Raw genomic sequence first — 20,254 nt, 5'->3', positions numbered from 1 at the left:
ACTAGGGGACGAAGTTGAGATGCTCACCCTGGTGCAAGTTCAGCTCCAGGGCATCGACCATCCCCGCCGCGATCCGCGCCAATCGCAGCAAAGGCCCGGCCAGCCCAGGCTCCAGCGTGCCCTCGGTATGGCGAAAATGTTCGATCCCCAGCCCAGGCACTTCCTCCGGCGCATTGACCAGCGTCCAGCGCAGCGTGCTGCGTTGCAGCAGGTCGACGATCTGGTCGACGCACTCACGTTGCTCGTCGCTATGCTTTGCTGGCTCGTCCAGCACATCGAAATCGCCCACCAGTAGCAGGCGGCGTATAGTCGTGCGTGACAGGCCGGCCACCAGGGCCTCGGTCATCTGCCGTTGGGTCGGCAGGTCGCCGGGCGCGAGGGCCGACACCAGGGCGATCACCGCCGAAGCGCCGGCGACGCTCTGCTCGGCCTGGTGGGCATTGCCCAGCCCGCCTATCTTGAAGTGCAGGCCGGGGCGCGGTGCCTGGCGGTTGAGGTCATCGACCACCGCGATGACTTCGTGCTGGCGCGACAGCAGCTCGACGGCCAGGGCGCTGCCCAGGCTGCTTTCGGCGCCGAACAGGGCCAGCTTGAACACTGGGGTTTCGGCATTCTTCACCGGATCGCTCCCTTTGCGGGTCGGGTGATCGTTGGACTGCGCGCCATGCGCCGGGTTCGTTGTTATTCAGGAGTTATCGTGCAGAGGATCAAGGGGTATCACGCCCACGTGTACTACGACGCCAGCACCCAGGCCCAGGCCCGGGAGCTGTGTGAGCAAGCGTCGCAACTGTTCCCTGTGACCATGGGGCGCATGCACCAGAAGCCGGTCGGGCCGCACCCGGACTGGAGCTGCCAACTGGCCTTCGGGCCGGAGGTGATCGGCGTGGTGCTGCCTTGGCTGGCGCTGCATCGGCGGGGGTTGGTGGTGTTCCTGCATCCTCTGACCGGGGATGAGCTGGCGGATCACCGGGACCATGCGATCTGGATGGGGGCGGTGCGGCCGTTGGATCTGTCGATCTTCACTTGAGGGCCAGGGGCTGCTTTGCAGCCCATCGCCGGCAAGCCGGCGATGGGCCGCGAAGCTCAGGTGCGGGCCGAGCGTACGCCTTCGGCCAGTTGGGCGCACAGGCCCAATACGTCTTTCACGGCCTGGTCGGCATCGTTTGCCTGGGCGATCTTGTCGACCAGCGCCGACCCTACCACCACGCCATCGGACAACCTGGCGATGGCTGCGGCCTGCTCCGGCGTGCGGATGCCGAAGCCGACGCTGATCGGCAGGTCGGTATGGCGGCGCAGGCGGGCGATCGCCTCGTTGACGTGTTCGGTGGTCGCCGAACCTGCACCCGTCACACCTGCCACCGAGACGTAGTAGACGAAGCCGGAGCTGCGCTCCAGCACGCGCGGCAGGCGGGCGTCGTCGGTGGTCGGGGTGGTCAGGCGGATGAAGTCGATGCCCGCGGCCTGGGCCGGGGTGGCCAGCTCGGCGTCGTGCTCGGGCGGCAGGTCGACGATGATCAGGCCATCGACGCCAGCGTCCTTGGCCTCTGCCACGAACTTCTCCACGCCAAAGCGGTGGATCGGGTTGTAGTAGCCCATCAGCACGATCGGCGTGGCCTGGTTGCCTGTGCGGAACTCGCGGACCATCTGCAAGGTTTTCGCCAGGGTCTGGCCGGCTTCCAGGGCGCGCAGGGTGGCGAGCTGGATGGCCACGCCGTCGGCCATCGGGTCGGTGAACGGCATGCCCAGTTCGATCACGTCGGCACCGGCTTCTGGCAGGCCCTTGAGGATCGCCAGGGAGGCGTCGTAGCCCGGGTCGCCAGCGGTGATGAAGGTGACCAGCGCGGAGCGGCCCTCGGCCTTCAGCTCGGCGAAACGTTGTTCAAGACGGCTCATGCCTGTTTCTCCTGGGCGGCCATGTGGTTCATCACGGTTTGCATGTCCTTGTCGCCGCGGCCCGACAGGCACACGACCATCAGGTGGTCCTTGGGCAGGTTCGGTGCGCGCTTGATCGCCTCGGCCAGGGCATGGGAGCTCTCCAGGGCCGGGATGATGCCTTCCAGGCGGCAGGTGGCATGGAAGGCGTCGAGGGCTTCGTCGTCGGTGATGCTGACGTACTCGACGCGCTTCACTTCGTGCAGGTAGGCGTGCTCCGGGCCGATGCCGGGGTAGTCCAGGCCGGCGGAGATCGAGTGGGCGTCGGTGATCTGGCCGTCCTCGTCCTGCAGCAGGTAGGTGCGGTTGCCGTGCAGCACGCCCGGGACGCCGCCGTTGAGGCTGGCGGCATGCTTGTCGGTATGCACGCCGTGGCCACCGGCCTCGACGCCGATGATCTGCACGCTGGCATCGTCGAGGAAGTCATGGAACAGGCCCATGGCGTTGGAGCCGCCGCCGACGCAGGCTATCAGGCTGTCGGGCAGGCGGCCTTCCTTCTCTTGCAACTGGGCACGGGTTTCCTTGCCGATGATCGACTGGAAGTCGCGGACCATCGCCGGGTACGGGTGCGGGCCGGCCACGGTGCCGATCAGGTAGAAGGTGTCCTCGACGTTGGTGACCCAGTCGCGCAGGGCCTCGTTCATGGCGTCCTTGAGGGTGCCGGTGCCAGCGGTGACCGGGACGATCTCGGCGCCCAGCAGCTTCATGCGGAACACGTTGGCCTGCTGACGCTCGATGTCGGTGGCGCCCATGTAGATCACGCAGGGCAGGCCGAAGCGCGCGGCCACGGTGGCAGTGGCCACGCCGTGCATGCCGGCGCCGGTCTCGGCGATCAGGCGCTTCTTGCCCATGCGCTTGGCCAGCAGGACCTGGCCGATGCAGTTGTTCACCTTGTGCGCGCCGGTGTGGTTGAGTTCTTCGCGCTTGAAGAAGATCTTCGCGCCGCCGCAGTGCTCGGTCAGGCGCTCGGCGAAGTACAGCGGGTTGGGGCGGCCGATGTAGTCGCGCTGGAAGTAGGCCAGCTCTTCGAGGAACTTGGGGTCGGCCTTGGCCGCTTCGTACTCGCGGGCCAGGTCCAGCACCAGCGGCATCAGGGTCTCGGCCACGTAGCGGCCGCCGAACGAGCCGAACAGGCCGTTGGCATCGTGGCCGGCGCGGTATTGGGTCTGGGTCATGGGCGCTCCAGGGCGTGATTTGTGGTTGATGGGCTTTACTCTACCCACGACATGCCCGGCTGAAAACCGATAAGATTGCGCCAACCTGTCAGGAAAACTCACACGTCATGCGCCAGGACCTTCCGCCCCTCAATGCCCTGCGAGCCTTCGAGGCGACTGCCCGGCTGAACAGCGTCAGCCTGGCGGCCGAAGCGTTGCATGTCACCCATGGGGCTGTCAGTCGGCAGATCAAGGTGCTCGAGGAGCACCTGGGCGTGGCCCTGTTCGTCAAGGATGGGCGCGGCATCAAACTCACAGATGCCGGGATTCGCCTGCGCGATGCCAGTGGCGAGGCGTTCGACCGCTTGCGCGGGGTCTGCGTGGAACTCAGCCGCGATGTCGGCGAGGCCCCCTTCGTCCTCGGTTGCTCGGGCAGCCTGCTGGCACGCTGGTTCATCCCACGGCTCGGACGGCTCCAGGCAGACCTGCCGGAACTGCGCCTGCACCTCTCGGCAGGCGAAGGCGACCTCGACCCGCGCCGTCCTGGGCTGGATGCGCTGCTGGTCTATGCCGAGCCGCCGTGGCCTGCGGACATGCACGTCCATGTACTGGCCGAGGAGCGCATCGGGCCGGTGCTGAGCCCCTTGTACAGCGGCTTCGAACGGTTGCGCCACGCACCGGCAAGGGCCTTGCTGGACGAGCCTTTGCTGCACACCACCTCGCGCCCCCAGGCGTGGCCGACATGGGCCGCCTCGCAAGGGCTGGAGCCTGCCGCGTTGACGTTCGGCCAGGCGTTCGAGCACCTGTATTACCTGTTGGAAGCTGCAGTCGCCGGGCTGGGCGTGGCCATCGCGCCACAGCCGCTGGTGGCGGACGACCTGCGCGCCGGGCGTTTGAGCGCGCCCTGGGGCTTCTCCCCCACCCGCGCGGCGCTGGCGCTGTGGGTGCCCCGGCGCGCCGCGGACGGGCGCGCCGGGCAGTTGGCGCAATGGCTGCGCAACGAGTTGGAGCGGCAAACCGCCTAGTTGCGCTTGCACATCAGCCAGGCGGCCAGCAGGCCGAGGGCGCCGATGGCGACCCCGGCGGTGGTCCAGGGATGTTCCTGGGCGTAGTCGCGGGTCGCAAGGCCGGTCTGCCGGGTGCGGGTCTTCACTTCCTCGTAGGCATCGCTGAGCAGGCTGCGCGAATGCTTGAGGGCATTCTCGGCATTGCTGCGGATGGCCTTCATGCTTTTCTGCGACTCCTCCGAGGCGTCGTGCTTGAGGTTTTCCAGGGTCTTGAGCAGGCTTTCGATCTCGGCTTCCATGCTTTCCAGGGATGTTTTGCGCAACGCATTGCGGGCCATGTCGACTCTCCTTCGCTGGGTAGGGGTGGTAAGGGTTGCGACTGCGCGGCATGGCGAAAGTGCGATCGAACTTTCGTCGTTGGCGATTGCTCGCAGGTAAACCGGGCCTGCGCTGCTAGGCTCAATCTCAGACATCCAAGGAGAGTGCTCATGTCCGATCATCACACCTACAAGAAGATCGAGCTGGTCGGTTCCTCGACCACCAGCATCGAAGAGGCGATCAACAATGCCCTGGCCGAAGCCGGCAAGAGCATCAAGCACCTGGAGTGGTTCGAGGTGATCGATACCCGCGGGCACATCCGCGACAACCAGGCCGCGCATTTCCAGGTCACGTTGAAGGTGGGCTTCCGCATCGCCAATAGCTGAAAACAGCGCCGGGATGGCGTGTCCCGGGGCGATGGGTGAAGCGTCTTCCAGGGTGCCAGTCGTGAATTGGCGCCCTTTACGCTGTGGGTCTGAACAAGGAAAAGCGATCGATGAACAGACTGCTAGGGGTGGTGTGCCTGATGGCACTGGCCGGCAGTGCGCTGGCCGTGGGCAAGCCGTGCGAAGAACTCAAGGCCGAGATCGATGCCAAGCTCCAGGCCAAGGGCGTCACCGGCTATGTGCTGGAGATCGTCGACAAGGGCGCTGGCGGTGGCAAGGTGATCGGCAGCTGCGAGGGCGGGACCAAGGAAATCATCTACCGCCGTGAGTGAGCAGGGCTGCTTTACAGCCCATCGCCGGCATGCCGGCTCCCACAGGCTTGGCGCCGATTTCAAGAGCGGCCCAGGCCGCTGTGGGAGCGGGCTTGCCCCTACCCTCACTCGGCTTTCAGCGCCTGCGCCATCAGCTCATATGACCGTACCCGGTCCGCATGCTCGAACAGGTCGCAGGTGAAGATCAGCTCATCCGCTGCGGTCTGTTCCAGCAACACCTCCACCTTGGCCCGCACTTTCTGTGGGCTGCCGATCATCGCCAGGCCCAGGAAACTGCCCACCGCGTCGCGTTCGTGGGGCAGCCACAGGCCGTCCATGCTCGGCACTGGTGGGCGCTGCATCAGGCTCTGCCCGCGAATCAGCGCGAGGATGCGTTGGTACACCGAGGTGGCCAGGTATTCGGCCTTTTCGTCGGTTTCGGCCACCACCATGGGCACGCCGAGCATCACGTAGGGCTTGTCCAGCACGGCCGAGGGCTGGAAGTGATCGCGGTAGATGCGGATCGCCTCGTGCAGGTAGCGCGGCGCGAAGTGCGAGGCGAAGGCGTAGGGCAAGCCGCGCATGCCGGCCAACTGGGCGCTGAACAGGCTGGAGCCGAGCAGCCAGATGGGCACCTCGGTGCCGTGGCCGGGCACGGCGATGACCTTCTGCTCCGGGGTGCGCGGGCCCAGGTAGCGCACCAGCTCTTCCACGTCGTCGGGGAAGTCGTCGGCGCTGCCGGAGCGCTCGCGGCGCAGGGCGCGGGCAGTCATCTGGTCGGCGCCTGGCGCACGCCCCAGGCCCAGGTCGATACGCCCCGGGTACAGGCTGGCCAGGGTGCCGAATTGTTCGGCGATCACCAGGGGTGCGTGGTTGGGCAGCATCACGCCGCCGGCCCCGAGGCGGATGGTCGAGGTGCCGTTGGCCAGGTAGCCGATCAGCACGGCGGTGGCGGAACTGGCGATGCCGTCCATGTTGTGGTGCTCGGCGACCCAGAAGCGGTGGTAGCCGAAGCGCTCGACATGGCGTGCCAGGTCCAGGGCGTTGCGTAGCGACTGCGCCGGGCCTGTATCGGCGCGCACCGGTACCAGGTCGAGGGTGGAAATCTTCAGGTCACGCAGGTGCGTCATCGGAGCCTCCGCAGCAGTGGTTGGCCAGAGGCCTTTTCGACTCTGTATGGGCATATCCGGCAGATTCAATGCCAGGTGTGGGACCGATCTGAACTTGCCGGAGGGTGTTGGCCTCTGAACCCATAGGCATACCTACCTCATGACCAGGAGGCAATCATGAAAAAGACAGCATCGGCGATCTGGCAAGGCGGTCTGAAGGACGGCAAGGGCTTGTTGTCCACCGAGAGCGGTGCGCTCAAGCAGAACCCGTATGGTTTCAACACCCGTTTCGAAGGCTCGCCCGGCACCAATCCGGAGGAACTGATCGGGGCGGCCCATGCCGGCTGCTTTTCCATGGCCCTGTCGATGATGCTGGGCGAGGCGGGGCTGACCCCGGAGCGTATCGATACCATCGCCGAGGTCAGCCTCGACAAGCAGCCAGACGGCTTCGCTATCACAGCCGTGCACCTGACCCTCAAGGCCAAGGTGCCTGGGGCCAGCGACGCGCAGTTCCAGGAGATCGCCAACAAGGCCAAGGCCGGCTGCCCGGTTTCCAAGGTGTTGAACGCGAAGATCAGCCTGGACGCCACCCTGCTCTCCTAGCGGCGCAACGGGGACGGTTTCCTGTAGTCTAACCAGCGTTGGCAGCCCGACTGCCTTTTCAGGAGCCGTTCCATGATCCGCGTTGCAACCGTCGTGCTGGCTTGCCTGCTGGGCACGACCGCATGGGCCGCGCCCAAGCCGTGCGAGGAGCTCAAGGCCGAGATCGAAGCGAAGATCCAGGCCGCCGGCGTGACGTCCTATACCCTGGAGATCGTGCCCAACAGCGAGGTCCGCGACCAGAACATGATCGTCGGCAGTTGCGATGGGGGTACCAAGAAGATCATCTACCAGAAGAACGACCGCTGACACGGGCTACTTGGGGCCGCTTCGCGCTCCATCGCCGGCAAGCCCCCACAGGGTGCCAGTGGTGCTCACACATCTGCGGTACGCAGAGTGTGCTGTGGGCGGTTACCCCAACCCTTCGGGCTGCGAGAACGACCGAAAGCACAACAGGTACCCTGTGGGAGCCGGCTTGCCGGCGATGGGCTGCAAGGCAGCCCCGTCGTCAGGGGATGCAGAACACTTCGCTGGGCTCGTTCACCACCACCTTGCGGCTGGCGTCGAACAGCAGCACCTGCGGTTGCATCACCGGGGCCCGTGCCTCCAGGCGGTAGCGCTCTCCGGCCTTGAAGCCGTCGTAGCGCACGGTCAGGTAGCAGGTGCGTTCGGTCGGGTCTGTCGTGAAGCCGCCCGCATACACTTCGTAGTCGAAGCGCACTACCAGCTCGTGCCGGCCAGGGGTGACCTGGAAATAGCGGCCATCATCGAGGCGCTTGCCGTCCAGGCGGTCTGCCATGATGGTCCTGCCGGGGGTGATGGTGTAGAGGTCGATCCAGGCTTGCTTGGGGTCGACGGGCGGCAAGGGGCTGGCGCAGGCCCCCAGTGCACTGAGGGCGATCAGCATCATGGGCTGGCGCATGGCGAGACTCCCGCTTGCGGTTTACAAGCTACAAGCATAGCGCCGCGCGCGGTCCCCAGCCATGCGCCATGTCACGTCGAGCATGCCTTTCAGGTGCGTTGGCAGCCTGCTGGCAGCCCTTGTCCCACCAGCTTCTGCTGCTGGTCGTAGAGCTTGATCCAGGGGCGAAAGCCAATGCTGCCCGCTTGCAGGCGATAGCGCTGGCCGGCGCCGAAGTCCTTGAACGTCAGGTTGAGCTGGCAATCGCGCCACAGGGGTTCGTCCACCGGGCCGATGTTGCTCGGGGTCACGGCGAACTGATAGCGCACGGTGAGCTCATGGTGGCCAGGCGGCACTTCGAAATAGCGGGTATCGGCCCAGTCACGCTCGTCCACCTGGACGGCGTGCAGCGAGGTGTCGTCATGCGGGGCCAGGTCGATCCAGGCCTGGTTCGGGTCTGGGTCCGGCAAGGTGGAACACGCGGACAGCAGCATGAGCGTGCCGACGGCAAACAATGGACGCATGGCGAAACTCCCCCCTGGCGAGATAGTCTTGGAACGCACCGGCCGTGAGCGAGACAGACTGCCCCGATGTTCAGACTTTTTCTTTTCTTGCGCTCAAGCCCTGGGGCACTCGACCGCTTTTTCCCTGTTTTGGTTCCCCTGTTGGCGGCCCTTCTGCTGAACGGTTGCGCCAGCGTCGGCTATTACGGCCAACTGGCCCAAGGGCAGTGGCAACTGTTGCGCGCCCGCCAGCCGGTCGAGCGTGTGCTGCAGGACCCGGCCACGTCCCCTCGACTGCGCCAGCGCCTGCTGCATGCCGAACAGGCCCGGGCGTTCGCCAGCGAGCAACTGAAGCTGCCCGACAACCGTAGCTATCGGGTCTACGCCGACCTGGGCCGGCCTTTCGTGGTGTGGAACCTGTTCGCCACGCCCGAGTTGTCGTTGCAGCCGGTGACCCACTGCTTCCCGATCGCCGGCTGCGTAGCCTACCGGGGCTACTACCGCCAAGGGGCTGCCCGGGGCGCGGCGGCCTTGATGCGGCAGGCGGGCATGGACGTCTATGTGGGGGGCGTGGAGGCCTATTCCACATTGGGTTGGTTCGACGACCCGATCCTGTCGTCGATGGCCAGCTGGGACGACGAGCGCCTGGCCGCGCTGATCTTCCACGAGCTGGCGCACCAGCGTTTCTATGTGAAGGACGACACGGCGTTCAACGAGTCCTTCGCCACCTTCGTCGAGCAGGAAGGATCGCGGCAATGGCGCGTGGCGCGTGGGCTTCCAGCGATTCAGAAGAGCGCCGTGCGCCAGCGGGAGCAGTTCATCCGGCTGGTGCTGGCCTGCCGTGAAAGGCTCCAGGCGATCTATGCCGGCCCCCTGGACGATGCGGGCAAGCGGGCGGCCAAGCAGGCGGAGTTCGAGCGCCTGCGCGCAGAGTACCGGGTGCTGCGGGATGGCCAGTGGGGCGGTGACCGGCGGTATGACGCCTGGATGTACGGGCCGATGAACAATGCCAAGCTGTTGCCGTTCGGGCTGTACGACCAGTGGGTGGCGGGGTTCGCGGCGTTGTTCGAGCAGGTGCGGGGGGATTGGAGCCGGTTCTATGCGCGGGTCGAGGCGCTGGGGCGGATGCCGGCCGAGGTGCGCAAGGCTGAGTTGGCCAGATTGTCGGGGGGACGGTGACCGGGGGGGCCGCTGCAAAGCAGCCCCTGGTCATGGCGTTCAGTCGCCGATGAACGCCTGGTGCATCTGCGCCAGGGTGTCGAAATGGAACGCCGGCGCTTCTGCCATCAACTCCTCCCGGCTGCCGAAGCCATACCCCACCGCCACCGCCTGCAACCCGTTGCTACGGGCTCCGATCAGGTCGTGCTTGCGATCGCCGATCATTAACGTCTGCGCCGGGTCCAGGCCTTCTTCGTCGAGCAGGTGGCGGATCAGCTCGACCTTATTGGTGCGGGTACCGTCCAACTCGCTGCCGTAGATCACCTTGAAGTGATGATCGAAGGCGAAGTGCCGGGCGATCTCGCGGGCGAACTCCCACGGCTTGGAGGTGGCGATGTACAGGGTCCGGCCCTGGCCATTGAGGGTTTCGAGCAGCGCCGGCACGCCTTCGAACACCAGGTTTTCGTACAGGCCGGTGACGCGGAAGCGCTCGCGGTAGAAGTTCACCGCCTCCCAGGCCTTGGCCTCGTCGAAGTCGTAGAACTGCATGAAGGCCTGCAGCAAGGGTGGGCCGATGAAGTGCTCGAGCCGCGCCAGGTCCGGCTCGTCGATACCCAGCTTGGCCAGGGCGTACTGGATCGAGCGGGTGATGCCCAGGCGCGGGTCGGTCAGGGTGCCGTCGAGGTCGAAAAGGATGTTCTGCTGGTGCATGCGCTGCTGTCCACTCAGGTGTTCGGGGGCAAGCCCCACAGGGATCATTCGGGGCGGTCGTAGCCTTCGGCCAGGTGTTGGTCCTTGAGCTTGACGTAGTTGGCGGCGCTGTAGGGGAAGAAGGCGCGCTCCTTGTCGGTCAGCGGCCGGGCCTGCTTCACCGGGCTGCCCACGTACAGGTAGCCGCTTTCCAGGCGCTTGCCGGGCGGCACCAGGCTGCCGGCGCCGATGATCACCTCGTCCTCGACGATGGCGCCGTCCATGATGGTGCTGCCCATGCCGACCAGGATCCGGTTGCCCAGGGTACAGCCGTGCAGCATGACCTTGTGCCCGATGGTCACCTCATCGCCGATCAGCAAGGGGAAGCCGTCCGGGTTGAACGGGCCGGCATGGGTGATGTGCAGCACGCTGCCATCCTGCACGCTGGTGCGCGCACCGATGCGGATACGGTGCATGTCGCCGCGGATCACGGTCAGCGGCCAGACCGAGCTGTCCTCGCCGATCTCCACGTCGCCCAGCACCACCGCCGAGCGGTCGACGAAAGCCCGTGGCCCAAGGTTCGGAGTGTGCTGCTGGAATGTTCGGATGGCCATGATAGCGCCTCTCTTGAATGCCGATAGGCGGGCTGCCTGCTGCGGTCGGCGTCGATTGTAATTAAGATGGGCGCGTGTTTCTCCTGCCAAGGTATCCAAACCGTGAGTGCGAACAACCCGCTTCTGCAGTCCTACGATCTGCCGCCCTTCTCGGCGATCCGTGCCGAACATGTGCAACCGGCGATCGAAGAGATCCTGGCCGACAACCGCAAAGCCATCGCCGAGATCCTCGAAAAGCAGGGCCAGCACCCTACCTGGGCCGGCCTGGTGCTGGCGATGGACGAACTCAACGACCGCCTGGGCGCGGCCTGGAGCCCGGTCAGCCACCTCAATGCGGTGTGCAACAGCAAGGCGTTGCGCGAGGCCTACGAGTCTTGCCTGCCGGCCCTGAGCGCCTACTCCACCGAGCTTGGGCAGAACCGTGCGCTGTTCGAGGCCTATGAAGCGCTGGCCAACAGCCCGCAAGCCGCAGGTTTCGATGCCGCGCAGAAGACCATCATCGAGCACGCCCTGCGTGACTTCCGTCTGTCGGGTATCGACCTGCCGGCCGACAAGCAGCAGCGCTACGCCGAAGTGCAGAGCCGCCTCAGCGAGCTGGGCAGCCGCTTTTCCAACCAGTTGCTGGACGCCACCCAGGCCTGGACCAAGCACGTCACCGACGAGGCCGTGCTCGCCGGGCTGACCGAGTCGGCCAAGGCGCAGATGGCCGCCGCCGCCCAGGCCAAGGGCCTCGACGGCTGGCTGATCACCCTGGAGTTCCCCAGCTACTACGCCGTGATGACCTACGCTGCCGACCGTGCTCTGCGTGAAGAACTCTATGCCGCGTATTGCACCCGCGCCTCCGACCAGGGCCCGAACGCCGGCCAGTTCGACAACGGCCCGGTGATGAGCGAGATCCTCGACCTGCGCCAGGAACTGGCCGAGCTGCTGGGCTACCGGAACTACGCCGAACTGAGCCTGGCGACCAAGATGGCCGAGTCCAGCGACCAGGTGCTCAGCTTCCTGCGCGACCTGGCCAAGCGCAGCAAGCCATTCGCCGCCCAGGATCTGGAGCAGCTCAAGGCCTACGCCGCCGAGCAGGGTTGCGCCGAGCTGCAGAGCTGGGACGCCGGCTACTACGGCGAGAAGCTGCGCGAGCAGCGCTACAGCGTGTCGCAGGAAGCCCTGCGCGCCTACTTCCCGATCGACAAGGTGCTCTCGGGCCTGTTCGCCATCGTCCAGCGTCTGTACGGCATCGAGATCGCCGAGCTCAAGGGCTTCGACAGCTGGCACCCGGACGTGCGCCTGTTCGAGATCAAGGAAAACGGCCAGCACGTGGGCCGCTTCTTCTTCGACCTGTACGCCCGCGCCAACAAGCGTGGCGGTGCCTGGATGGATGGCGCCCGTGACCGTCGCCGTACTGCCGCGGGCGCGCTGCAGAGCCCGGTGGCCAACCTGGTGTGCAATTTCACCCCGGCCGCGCCTGGCAAGCCGGCGCTGCTGACCCACGATGAGGTCACTACGCTGTTCCACGAGTTCGGCCATGGCCTGCACCACCTGCTGACCCGCATCGAGCATGCCGGTGTTTCCGGTATCAACGGTGTGGCCTGGGATGCGGTGGAGCTGCCGAGCCAGTTCATGGAGAACTGGTGCTGGGAGCCCGAAGGCCTGGCGCTGATCTCCGGCCACTACGAGACCGGCGAACCGCTGCCCCAGGATCTGCTGGACAAGATGCTGGCAGCGAAGAACTTCCAGTCGGGCATGATGATGGTGCGCCAACTGGAGTTCTCGCTGTTCGATTTCGAGCTGCACGCCAACCATGGCGACGGCCGCAGCGTGCTGCAGGTGCTGGAAGACGTGCGCGACGAGGTCTCGGTCATGCGTCCGCCGGCCTACAACCGCTTCCCCAACAGCTTCGCCCACATCTTCGCCGGCGGCTACGCGGCGGGTTACTACAGCTACAAGTGGGCCGAGGTGCTGTCGGCCGATGCCTTCTCGCGCTTCGAAGAAGAAGGTGTGCTCAATGCCGAGACCGGCCGTGCCTTTCGCGAAGCCATCCTGGCCCGTGGCGGCTCCCGCGAGCCGATGGTGCTGTTCGTCGACTTCCGTGGCCGTGAGCCTTCCATCGATGCGTTGCTGCGCCATAGTGGCCTGAGCGAGGACGCGGCGGCATGAGCGAGGTACGTGTGAACAAGACCAAGAAGCGCTTCATCGCCGGGGCGGTTTGCCCGGCCTGCAGCGAGACCGACAAGCTGATGATGTGGGACGAGGACGGCGTGCCGCACCGCGAGTGCGTGGCCTGCGGGTTCTCCGACACCCTCAACGAGCAAGGCCTGTCGATTCCGAAGGAGCTCGGCACCCGGGTCAACCAGTTGGCGCCCAAGGCGCCGGCCAAGGTGCAGACGGTCCAGTTCTTTCCCAATCCGAAGCTGAAGAAGCCAGCGGAGTGACACGTCTGCAACGCCCCGGTTCACAACACCGGGGCGTTGTTGGGTGTGTTCCGTCGGCCAGGTGGTAGATATTCAACCCTGCACCCCGGGGTCAGCCCTATAGCCTCTCGCGCTCCTTTTCATTCGATGGAGCAAGAAATGGCCCAGGATAACCCGCTGCTGCAACCCTTCGAGCTGCTCGACTACGCCCGCCTGGAGGTCGAGCACCTCGAACCTGCCTTTCGCCAGATCGCCGAAGACAACCGTCGTGAGCTCCAGACGATTCTTGCCTCTGCGGCCACCTTCCCTACCTGGGACAACCTGGTCATGGCTATCGAGCGCCTCGACCTGCGTATCGAGGACCGTTTCAAGATGGTTGTTCCCTGTGCCCAGCGGGACGACGGCTGGGCGGCAGCGGTCAATGACTGTCATGCCCATCTGAGCGCCTACCGGGATGAGAAAGAGGCCCATGCGCCGTTGCTGCTCAAGGCCTATTCCCAGGTGTCCCGTGGTGACCTGGACGCCGAGCAAGAAGCGACCTTGGCCAGCATCCTGGAGGAGCTCAGGCTTGCCGGTGCGGCGTTGCCTGAGCCCGAGCGCCAACAGCTCGTTCGGACGCAGGAGGCCATCAGGGGGCTGGAGGATACCTTCCTCGATAACCTGAGCGCGTCCAGGAAAGACGGGGTGTTGTTGATCGTTGACCCAGGCGAACTTGCCGGTATTCCAGAACAGACCCTCGTCACCCTGGCAGATAAAGCGAGGACGGCGACGAGCGATGACGTTCCAGACGAAACGCTGGCCGCCATCACGGAAAATGGGCGCAAGGGTTGGCTGGTCACGCTCGACGACACAACGGTGACCGCCCTGCTGAAGCATGCCGACAATCGTTCGCTTCGGGAGACTGTCTACCGCAGAGGGTCGACCCTGGCCTCCGACCAAGCCGCCAAGACCGGCTGGGATAATGCGAAGGTCCTCCAGGCGCTGGTGCGCTTGAGGCACGAAAAGGCCCAGTTATTGGGCTTCGAGAATGCCATGGTGTTGAGCCTGCAGAGCAAGTCCGCCCAGACGGTGGATGAGGTGGAGGCATTTCTCGGTGCCCTGGCCGAGCAGGCCAGACCGGCGTTGAAACAGCAGGCCATCGCCTTGGTCCATCTGGCTGAAACACAAGGTATGGGGAGGTTGCAGCCTTGGGACCAGGCCTACCTTGCCAGCCGCCTGCATGAGCGCGAGGCGCAGGACCCCGAGCAGGACATGCTCGCCTACTTCCCCTTGCCAGGTGTGCTCGCGTCATTGCAGGCATGGGCGGCGCGGCTGTTCGGCATCACGCTGGAAGACCAGGGCAACGTGGCGTGGCATCCGGACGTCCAGTTGTGGAAGGTCACCCAGGCAGGTAGCACGCTGGGGTACATCTACATCGATGCCTTCGCGCGCCCGGGCAAGCCGGACTGGGCGTTTGCCTTTCCAATGAGGAGCCGGCACGAAGACCCGGAAACGGGGACCACGCTGCCGATCGTAGCGCTGTCCTGTGCTTATCCCAGGCATGAAGACGACCAGCCGACCCTGCTGGGCCACCTTGACCTGTGCAAGCTCTTCCATGAGTTCGGGCACTGCCTGCACCAGGTGCTGATGGGCAACGCCCAGCGGCGGCTGAACTCGATCGAGCACCTTGGCAGGGATGCCTCGGAGTTCGTGGGCAAGGTGCTGGAGCAATGGTGCTGGAGCCCTCAGACCCTGCAATGTCTCTCCAGGCATTTCGAGCACGGCGGGCAGGCTTCGCTGGAGAAGGTCGAGCGATGGCTGCGGGCGAAGCGCAAGCAGCAATTGTCGACCCTGGCCAAGGACCTGCGCCTGGCGCTGTTCGACATCCTGTTGCACCGGGCTGCCGATACCCCCATCGACGTACGGAAAATCGCCGGGCTGGCGAGCAGCCGGGTCATGGTATTGCCTGGCCAGGATGACGAACGATACCCGGAGGCCTTCGACTACCTGGTGACCGGTTATGACGCAAGCTACTACGGCTACCTGTGGGCCGAAGTCCATGCGTTGGATATCTTCGCGCGTTTCGAGGCGCAAGGCGTGGATGACGCCAGGCTCGGGCAGCGGTTGCGCGAGGAGATCCTGGCGCCGGGTGCCTTGCGTTCGATGAGCGCCTCGCTGGAGGCCTTCCTGGGCAGGCCGTTGTCGCACGAGGCCTACCGCGCGCGATACCTGGCGACGGCTGGCGCCTGACGGTACTGGAAACCCGACTAACTCCGAGATACTGTATATGGATACAGTATCTCGGTGTCCCATCATGAACCCAGCACCCTTGCGAGGACGCGGCACTGCCAGCAACCCGCACAACCGCTTCGCCCCGAGCCAGTCGGTGAAGGAGGACGATGGCTGGTACCAGGAAGTCCCGCCCACCCAGGGTACCGAGGTGCGGATCGAGACGGCCAAGAGCATCATCACCCGCAACACCTCGCCGGACCTGCCCTTCGACCGCTCCATCAATCCCTACCGGGGCTGCGAGCATGGCTGCATCTACTGCTACGCCCGCCCCAGCCATGCCTACTGGGACCTTTCCCCAGGCCTGGACTTCGAGACCAAGCTGATCGCCAAGACCAACGCGGCCGAATTGCTCGAGCAGCAATTGAGCAAGCCGGGCTACGTTTGCGCGCCGATCAACCTGGGTTCCAACACCGACCCCTACCAGCCCATCGAGCGCGAACGGCAGCTGACCCGGCGCCTGCTCGAAGTGCTGCTGCGTTTCCGCCATCCGGTGACCATCGTCACCAAGGGCGCATTGGTGCTGCGCGACCTGGACCTGCTGGCGGAGCTGGCGAGCCAGCGGCTGGCGCGGGTGATGATCAGCCTCACCACCCTCGATGACGAACTCAAGCGCATCCTCGAACCCCGCGCCGCGGCACCGAAGGCGCGGCTGCGGGCGATACGGGTCCTGCACGAGGCGGGCGTGCCGGTGGGGGTGCTGTGTTCGCCGATGATCCCGATGATCAACGACAGCGAGCTGGAGCACCTGCTGGAGGCGGCGAAGGCAGCGGGTGCGCAGAGTGCGGCCTACATGATGCTGCGCCTGCCGCTGGAGGTGGCGCCGTTGTTCGAGCAATGGCTGCACGACCATTACCCGCAGCGCGCCGCCCATGTGCTCAGCCTGATCCGCCAGAGCCGGGGCGGCGAGCTGTATGACAGCCGGTTCGGCACACGCATGCGTGGGGAAGGCGTTTTCGCCGAGTTGCTGGCGCAGCGGTTCGGCAAGGCCATGCGGCGGCTGGGGTTCGCAGGCCGCGAGGCGCAGGCGCTGGATTGCACGGCGTTCTGCCCGCCGAACGGGCAACTGAAGTTGTTCTGATGCCATCCCCAGCCGCACTAATGGCAGCTGTTATTTTCGCTCATGGGTATTGGCGATTGATGTTTTTTTGCTATTATCGAGCACCCGCCTGTATCAGCTAGAACGCCCGTTCTAGAGCCTCCGAATTCAGTTTCAGTTAAGTTTTCCCCGGTAGCGTAGGAAATCAGTCCACAGAGACTGTGATCAATGGCCTGTGCGCGTCATCTAAACCCTGCATAGCCAGAATCTTTAACCGGTAAGATGGAATTTGCCTACAAACCGTCAAGAGGATGAATCATGCCCGTCAAGGACCCCTCCAAGGCCGTCCCGGCTGCACCCGCCGAAAGCGCCGATGCTGCCCTGAAGCATATCGTCGACGGCTTCCTGCGGTTTCATCACGATGTCTTTCCCGAGCAGCAGGAGCTGTTCAAGAAGCTCGCCACGGCACAAACGCCGCGCGCCATGTTCATCACCTGCGCCGACTCGCGCATCGTCCCTGAGCTGATCACCCAGAGCTCGCCGGGCGATCTGTTCGTGACCCGTAACGTCGGCAACGTCGTACCGCCCTACGGGCAGATGAACGGTGGCGTGTCCACCGCCATCGAGTACGCGGTGATGGCCTTGGGCGTGCATCACATCATCGTCTGCGGCCACTCCGACTGTGGTGCCATGCGGGCGGTGCTCAACCCTCACGCGCTGGAGAAGATGCCGACGGTCAAGGCCTGGTTGCGTCATGCCGAGGTCGCGCGCACGGTGGTCGAGGACAACTGCTCCTGTGGCAGCGAGCACGAAAGCATGCAGGTGCTGACCAAGGAAAACGTCATCGCCCAGTTGCATCACCTGCGCACCCACCCTTCGGTCGCTTCTCGCCTGGCGGCTGGCCAGCTGTACATCCATGGTTGGGTCTACGACATCGAGACCAGCCAGATCGAAGCCTACGATGCCGCCAGCGACAGCTTCCTGCCGCTAGCCGCAGGCGAACCGATCCCCTGCGCTACACCGAGAGGCCGCTACTAGGCTCCACGCCTCAAGCGACCCGAACACCTCTACATGACGTCCTGATCGCCGGCCGCACCCTCGTGGTGTGGTCCGGTTATCGGCTGCCTTGAATTCCCTGGATACCTTGCCGGCCTCGCTGGCGGCGCGCCCCTGCGCGCGATTCAGGGATCCCCGTGTCCCGGCCAGAGGAATGGCCGTGCAACTGAAAGTAAGGAGCTTCATGGTGAACAAGACACAGATCAAAGCGGCCCTGCCGCGCGAATTGCTGGCCTCGGTCGTGGTCTTCCTGGTAGCCCTGCCCCTGTGCATGGGTATCGCGATCGCCTCGGGCATGCCGCCGGCCAAAGGGCTGATCACTGGCATCATCGGTGGCATCGTGGTCGGTTTCCTGGCCGGTTCGCCGCTGCAGGTCAGCGGCCCGGCCGCCGGCCTGGCGGTGCTGGTGTTCGAACTGGTGCGCCAGCATGGCATGGCCATGCTCGGGCCGATCCTCTTGCTGGCGGGGTTGCTGCAACTGCTGGCCGGGCGCTTGCGCCTGGGCTGCTGGTTCCGCGTCACCGCGCCGGCCGTGGTCTACGGCATGCTCGCCGGTATCGGCGTGCTGATCGTGCTGTCCCAGGTGCATGTGATGTTCGACACCGCGCCGCAGCCCTCTGGCGTCGAAAACCTGCTGGGCTTTCCCGCCACGCTGGCCTCGGCATTGCCCCTGGAGAGCGCCGGCAGCGGCTGGCAGGCCGGTGCGCTGGGGCTGGGGACCATCGCCCTGATGTGGGGCTGGGAGCGCTGGCGGCCCCAGCGCCTGCGTTTCTTGCCGGGTGCCCTGCTCGGCGTGGCGGCGATGACGGTCATCAGCCTGTGGCTGGCGCTGCCGGTGAAGCGGGTGCAGGTACCGGCCGACCTGTCCGAGGCCATCGACTGGTTGCGCCCGCACGACTTGCTCGCGCTGGCCGACCCGACCCTGCTGGTGGCCGCCCTGGCCCTGGCGTTCATCGCCAGCGCCGAGACCCTGCTGTCCGCCGCCGCGGTCGATCGCATGCACAGCGGCCAGCGCTCGGACTTCGACCGTGAACTGTCGGCGCAAGGTATCGGCAACATGCTCTGTGGCTTGCTGGGCGCACTGCCGATGACCGGGGTGATCGTGCGCAGCTCGGCCAACGTCCAGGCCGGGGCGCTGACACGCTGGTCGGCGATATTCCATGGCGTGTGGCTGCTGGCCTTCGTGGTGGTCTTGAGCAGCGTCTTGCAGCAGATTCCGGTGGCGAGCCTGGCTGGCGTGCTGGTCTATACCGGCGTGAAACTGGTGGATTTCAAGGCGTTGCGCGGCCTGGGCCGCTACGGGCGCATGCCGATGTTCACCTATGCCGCCACCGCCTTGGCGATCATCTTCACCGACCTGCTCACCGGTGTGCTCCTGGGCTTCGCCCTGACGCTGCTGAAGCTGGCGCTCAAGGCCGCGCGGCTGAAGATCAACCTGGTCCACCTCGACCGCCCCGGGCACATGGAACTGCGCCTGAGCGGGGCGGCGACCTTCCTCAAGGTCCCTGCCTTGACCCAGGTACTCGACAGCGTGCCGCCCGGCACCACGTTGCATGTCCCGCTGGCCAACCTGACCTACATCGACCATTCCTGCCTGGAATTGCTCGAGGATTGGGGCAAGGCCAGCCAGGCCAGCGGTTGCAGCCTGCGTATCGAGCAGCGTGGCCTCAAGCGCAGGATCGAAGGGCGCTTGCGCAGCGCTGCGGGCGCCTGACCTCAGGCGTCCACTTCCTTCATCTGCGGTGCACCCGGCCAGGTACCGGTCAGGTTGACGACCCGGGTGCCGCCGAGCCACTCGGTGGCAGGCGTGTTCCAGGTGAGCGCCTGGCGGGTGTTCTTGCCGAGGTTGATGAACTCGGCGACGAGTGTCATCCGGGTGGCTGTCAGCGGGATGTCGCTGAAGCTGGCGGAGCTGCCGCCGACGATGGTCCGGGTGTCTTCGACCGGGCCATTAGGGGTTTCGTACGACAAGGTGACCCGGGTGGTGTAGGTGGTGAAGGCCGAGGCCTTGCTGTCGACCACCAGGCTCAACACGCCCATCTTGCGGATCCAGTTGGGCACCAGCACCTTGCTGCCGGCGAAGGATGCGAAGCCATAGGCGACGGGCAGCGGCTCGCTGGCCACCTCGCCGCTTCTTGCTGGCAAGGTGTGCGACTCGATCGCGCTGCTGTCGCTGGTGACGATGAAACTGGCGTTGCCCTTGCCGGAGATGCCGTCCTCGCCCAGCAACCTGTTCAGGCCGCTGGCGCTGCCGGCGAGGGAGAACCGGGCGTTGCGTTTCTTGGCGCCGGCATTGACGCCGCTCTGGGCATAGACCACCGTGGTCACCACGCCGAAACCTTCGGAAATGCCGGCGGCGGTGGCCATGTTCACCCGCCTGGCGTGATCCAGCAGCCAGTCGTAGCTGTCGTGCAGCAGCGTGAGGTTGCTGAGGCTGCGTTCACCGCTGAGGGCGAACTCCGAGGCGATGGATTCCTCGCGGTCGAAGCTCCATTCGATGGCGGCATCCGGCTGCACCTGGGCGCCGGTGGCCGGGTCGTAGACCATTCCCGCCACGCTCGTCTTGACTTCGCGGCGCTGTACGCCGCTCGAGCTGATCTGCCACTTGCGGCCCTGCTGGCTGCTCGATACTTCTGCGCCGGGCAATTGTTCGCAGATGAGCCTGAAGTCACCCGAGGCCGGGTCGACGATGCCGACCGCGCCTGGCTGGATGTTGGGGTTCAGGGCCCAGTTGCCCCAGAGCGTCGGCCGGCTGCCGCGCAGCAGGTCGGTATAGATTCGATTCCACTGGATCGTCATT

23 protein-coding genes are annotated in these 20,254 nt (G+C 65.5%); 13 read left to right on the top strand and 10 right to left on the bottom strand.

Features of this window, described 5'->3' with window-relative positions; translation table 11 throughout:
* Position 1 precedes the first annotated feature (1 nt).
* Positions 2-619, bottom strand: coding sequence for an NAD(P)-dependent oxidoreductase (locus NJF35_RS17365; RefSeq protein WP_225789950.1), 618 nt, complete (start codon positions 617-619; stop codon positions 2-4).
* Between the two features lie 78 nt (positions 620-697).
* On the opposite strand from NJF35_RS17365, the gene NJF35_RS17360 reads away from it, so the two are divergent.
* Positions 698-1,027, top strand: a complete 330-nt coding sequence (locus NJF35_RS17360) for a DOPA 4,5-dioxygenase family protein (RefSeq protein ID WP_225789951.1) — start codon at positions 698-700, stop codon at positions 1,025-1,027.
* Between the two features lie 56 nt (positions 1,028-1,083).
* Here the strand turns inward: NJF35_RS17360 and trpA are convergent, their stop codons facing one another.
* Positions 1,084-1,893: a tryptophan synthase subunit alpha gene (gene trpA, locus NJF35_RS17355; protein ID WP_225789952.1), complete on the bottom strand. Its 810-nt coding sequence runs from the start codon at positions 1,891-1,893 to the stop codon at positions 1,084-1,086.
* Positions 1,890-3,107 carry a tryptophan synthase subunit beta gene (gene trpB, locus NJF35_RS17350; RefSeq protein WP_253091321.1) on the bottom strand — a complete coding sequence of 406 codons (1,218 nt, stop codon included), beginning with the start codon at positions 3,105-3,107 and terminating at the stop codon, positions 1,890-1,892. The genes trpA and trpB overlap by 4 nt, the downstream gene beginning before the upstream one ends.
* A gap of 107 nt (positions 3,108-3,214) precedes the next feature.
* Here trpB and NJF35_RS17345 point away from each other — a divergent pair, with 107 nt between their 5' ends.
* Positions 3,215-4,111 carry a LysR family transcriptional regulator gene (locus NJF35_RS17345; protein WP_225789954.1) on the top strand — a complete coding sequence of 299 codons (897 nt, stop codon included), beginning with the start codon at positions 3,215-3,217 and terminating at the stop codon, positions 4,109-4,111.
* On the opposite strand, the gene NJF35_RS17340 is transcribed toward NJF35_RS17345, so the two are convergent.
* Entirely contained in the window at positions 4,108-4,431 is a 324-nt protein-coding gene (locus NJF35_RS17340) for a YqjD family protein (protein WP_225789955.1), read from the bottom strand. The genes NJF35_RS17345 and NJF35_RS17340 overlap by 4 nt on opposite strands.
* 150 nt (positions 4,432-4,581) lie before the next feature.
* On the opposite strand from NJF35_RS17340, the gene NJF35_RS17335 reads away from it, so the two are divergent.
* Both NJF35_RS17335 and NJF35_RS17330 read left to right on the top strand, forming a co-directional pair.
* Positions 4,582-4,797 carry a dodecin gene (locus tag NJF35_RS17335; protein ID WP_225789956.1) on the top strand — a complete coding sequence of 72 codons (216 nt, stop codon included), beginning with the start codon at positions 4,582-4,584 and terminating at the stop codon, positions 4,795-4,797.
* 110 nt (positions 4,798-4,907) lie between these two features.
* Positions 4,908-5,129: a DUF1161 domain-containing protein gene (locus NJF35_RS17330; protein WP_225789957.1), complete on the top strand. Its 222-nt coding sequence runs from the start codon at positions 4,908-4,910 to the stop codon at positions 5,127-5,129.
* A 104-nt stretch (positions 5,130-5,233) separates the two neighbouring features.
* Here NJF35_RS17330 and NJF35_RS17325 read toward each other — a convergent pair whose 3' ends face one another.
* Complete coding sequence (locus NJF35_RS17325; RefSeq protein WP_225789958.1) at positions 5,234-6,238, bottom strand: LLM class flavin-dependent oxidoreductase; 1,005 nt, start codon at positions 6,236-6,238, stop codon at positions 5,234-5,236.
* A 156-nt stretch (positions 6,239-6,394) separates the two neighbouring features.
* Between NJF35_RS17325 and NJF35_RS17320 the strand changes: the two genes are divergently transcribed.
* Positions 6,395-6,820 (top strand): OsmC family protein, encoded by a 426-nt coding sequence (locus NJF35_RS17320; RefSeq protein WP_225789959.1) that lies wholly within the window; start codon positions 6,395-6,397, stop codon positions 6,818-6,820.
* 72 nt (positions 6,821-6,892) lie between these two features.
* Positions 6,893-7,126, top strand: a complete 234-nt coding sequence (locus NJF35_RS17315; RefSeq protein WP_225789960.1) for a DUF1161 domain-containing protein — start codon at positions 6,893-6,895, stop codon at positions 7,124-7,126.
* 199 nt (positions 7,127-7,325) lie between these two features.
* On the opposite strand, the gene NJF35_RS17310 is transcribed toward NJF35_RS17315, so the two are convergent.
* Together NJF35_RS17310 and NJF35_RS17305 are read right to left on the bottom strand one after the other, a co-directional pair.
* The gene (locus NJF35_RS17310; protein WP_225789961.1) at positions 7,326-7,739 is read right to left on the bottom strand and encodes a hypothetical protein; all 414 of its coding nucleotides are present in this window, start codon (positions 7,737-7,739) and stop codon (positions 7,326-7,328) included.
* A gap of 89 nt (positions 7,740-7,828) precedes the next feature.
* Positions 7,829-8,242: a hypothetical protein gene (locus NJF35_RS17305; RefSeq protein WP_225789962.1), complete on the bottom strand. Its 414-nt coding sequence runs from the start codon at positions 8,240-8,242 to the stop codon at positions 7,829-7,831.
* Positions 8,243-8,308: 66 nt separating this feature from the next.
* On the opposite strand from NJF35_RS17305, the gene NJF35_RS17300 reads away from it, so the two are divergent.
* Entirely contained in the window at positions 8,309-9,400 is a 1,092-nt protein-coding gene (locus NJF35_RS17300; protein WP_225789963.1) for an aminopeptidase, read from the top strand.
* A 39-nt stretch (positions 9,401-9,439) separates the two neighbouring features.
* Here NJF35_RS17300 and NJF35_RS17295 read toward each other — a convergent pair whose 3' ends face one another.
* Entirely contained in the window at positions 9,440-10,090 is a 651-nt protein-coding gene (locus NJF35_RS17295) for an HAD family hydrolase (protein ID WP_225789964.1), read from the bottom strand.
* A gap of 44 nt (positions 10,091-10,134) precedes the next feature.
* Positions 10,135-10,683, bottom strand: a complete 549-nt coding sequence (locus tag NJF35_RS17290; RefSeq protein WP_225789965.1) for a gamma carbonic anhydrase family protein — start codon at positions 10,681-10,683, stop codon at positions 10,135-10,137.
* 102 nt (positions 10,684-10,785) lie between these two features.
* Between NJF35_RS17290 and prlC the strand changes: the two genes are divergently transcribed.
* The 6 genes from prlC (at position 10,786) to NJF35_RS17260 (ending at position 19,168) form a co-directional block, all read left to right on the top strand.
* Positions 10,786-12,837: an oligopeptidase A gene (prlC, locus tag NJF35_RS17285; RefSeq protein ID WP_253091320.1), complete on the top strand. Its 2,052-nt coding sequence runs from the start codon at positions 10,786-10,788 to the stop codon at positions 12,835-12,837.
* The gene (locus tag NJF35_RS17280; RefSeq protein WP_225789967.1) at positions 12,834-13,112 is read left to right on the top strand and encodes a YheV family putative zinc ribbon protein; all 279 of its coding nucleotides are present in this window, start codon (positions 12,834-12,836) and stop codon (positions 13,110-13,112) included. The genes prlC and NJF35_RS17280 overlap by 4 nt, the downstream gene beginning before the upstream one ends.
* A 138-nt stretch (positions 13,113-13,250) precedes the next feature.
* A complete protein-coding gene (locus tag NJF35_RS17275) occupies positions 13,251-15,320 on the top strand; it encodes a M3 family metallopeptidase (RefSeq protein ID WP_225789968.1) in 2,070 nt (689 codons plus the stop codon).
* A gap of 61 nt (positions 15,321-15,381) precedes the next feature.
* On the top strand, positions 15,382-16,440 hold the full coding sequence (locus NJF35_RS17270; RefSeq protein WP_225790031.1) for a PA0069 family radical SAM protein: 1,059 nt from the start codon (positions 15,382-15,384) through the stop codon (positions 16,438-16,440).
* Positions 16,441-16,716: 276 nt separating this feature from the next.
* A complete protein-coding gene (locus NJF35_RS17265; protein WP_225789969.1) occupies positions 16,717-17,436 on the top strand; it encodes a carbonic anhydrase in 720 nt (239 codons plus the stop codon).
* A gap of 202 nt (positions 17,437-17,638) precedes the next feature.
* Positions 17,639-19,168: a SulP family inorganic anion transporter gene (locus tag NJF35_RS17260; protein ID WP_253091319.1), complete on the top strand. Its 1,530-nt coding sequence runs from the start codon at positions 17,639-17,641 to the stop codon at positions 19,166-19,168.
* Positions 19,169-19,170: 2 nt separating this feature from the next.
* On the opposite strand, the gene NJF35_RS17255 is transcribed toward NJF35_RS17260, so the two are convergent.
* Entirely contained in the window at positions 19,171-20,253 is a 1,083-nt protein-coding gene (locus NJF35_RS17255; protein ID WP_253091318.1) for a hypothetical protein, read from the bottom strand.
* Between the last annotated feature and the right edge of the window lies 1 nt (position 20,254).

Source organism: Pseudomonas guariconensis (assembly GCF_024127895.1).
Lineage (GTDB): Bacteria > Pseudomonadota > Gammaproteobacteria > Pseudomonadales > Pseudomonadaceae > Aquipseudomonas > Aquipseudomonas guariconensis_B.
The sequence above is the reverse complement of the archived record's forward strand: the minus strand, read 5'-3'. Positions and strand labels throughout refer to the sequence as shown.

Coding starts and splice junctions, on each gene's coding strand:
- trpB (WP_253091321.1), bottom strand. CDS start 3,107: ATGACCCAGACCCAATACCGCGCCGGCCACGATGCCAACGGCCTGTTC.
- NJF35_RS17280 (WP_225789967.1), top strand. CDS start 12,834: ATGAGCGAGGTACGTGTGAACAAGACCAAGAAGCGCTTCATCGCCGGG.
- NJF35_RS17340 (WP_225789955.1), bottom strand. CDS start 4,431: ATGGCCCGCAATGCGTTGCGCAAAACATCCCTGGAAAGCATGGAAGCC.
- NJF35_RS17305 (WP_225789962.1), bottom strand. CDS start 8,242: ATGCGTCCATTGTTTGCCGTCGGCACGCTCATGCTGCTGTCCGCGTGT.
- NJF35_RS17315 (WP_225789960.1), top strand. CDS start 6,893: ATGATCCGCGTTGCAACCGTCGTGCTGGCTTGCCTGCTGGGCACGACC.
- NJF35_RS17275 (WP_225789968.1), top strand. CDS start 13,251: ATGGCCCAGGATAACCCGCTGCTGCAACCCTTCGAGCTGCTCGACTAC.
- NJF35_RS17290 (WP_225789965.1), bottom strand. CDS start 10,683: ATGGCCATCCGAACATTCCAGCAGCACACTCCGAACCTTGGGCCACGG.
- NJF35_RS17345 (WP_225789954.1), top strand. CDS start 3,215: ATGCGCCAGGACCTTCCGCCCCTCAATGCCCTGCGAGCCTTCGAGGCG.
- NJF35_RS17310 (WP_225789961.1), bottom strand. CDS start 7,739: ATGCGCCAGCCCATGATGCTGATCGCCCTCAGTGCACTGGGGGCCTGC.
- NJF35_RS17330 (WP_225789957.1), top strand. CDS start 4,908: ATGAACAGACTGCTAGGGGTGGTGTGCCTGATGGCACTGGCCGGCAGT.
- NJF35_RS17335 (WP_225789956.1), top strand. CDS start 4,582: ATGTCCGATCATCACACCTACAAGAAGATCGAGCTGGTCGGTTCCTCG.
- NJF35_RS17295 (WP_225789964.1), bottom strand. CDS start 10,090: ATGCACCAGCAGAACATCCTTTTCGACCTCGACGGCACCCTGACCGAC.
- NJF35_RS17260 (WP_253091319.1), top strand. CDS start 17,639: ATGGTGAACAAGACACAGATCAAAGCGGCCCTGCCGCGCGAATTGCTG.
- NJF35_RS17325 (WP_225789958.1), bottom strand. CDS start 6,238: ATGACGCACCTGCGTGACCTGAAGATTTCCACCCTCGACCTGGTACCG.
- NJF35_RS17265 (WP_225789969.1), top strand. CDS start 16,717: ATGCCCGTCAAGGACCCCTCCAAGGCCGTCCCGGCTGCACCCGCCGAA.
- NJF35_RS17320 (WP_225789959.1), top strand. CDS start 6,395: ATGAAAAAGACAGCATCGGCGATCTGGCAAGGCGGTCTGAAGGACGGC.
- NJF35_RS17255 (WP_253091318.1), bottom strand. CDS start 20,253: ATGACGATCCAGTGGAATCGAATCTATACCGACCTGCTGCGCGGCAGC.
- NJF35_RS17300 (WP_225789963.1), top strand. CDS start 8,309: ATGTTCAGACTTTTTCTTTTCTTGCGCTCAAGCCCTGGGGCACTCGAC.
- trpA (WP_225789952.1), bottom strand. CDS start 1,893: ATGAGCCGTCTTGAACAACGTTTCGCCGAGCTGAAGGCCGAGGGCCGC.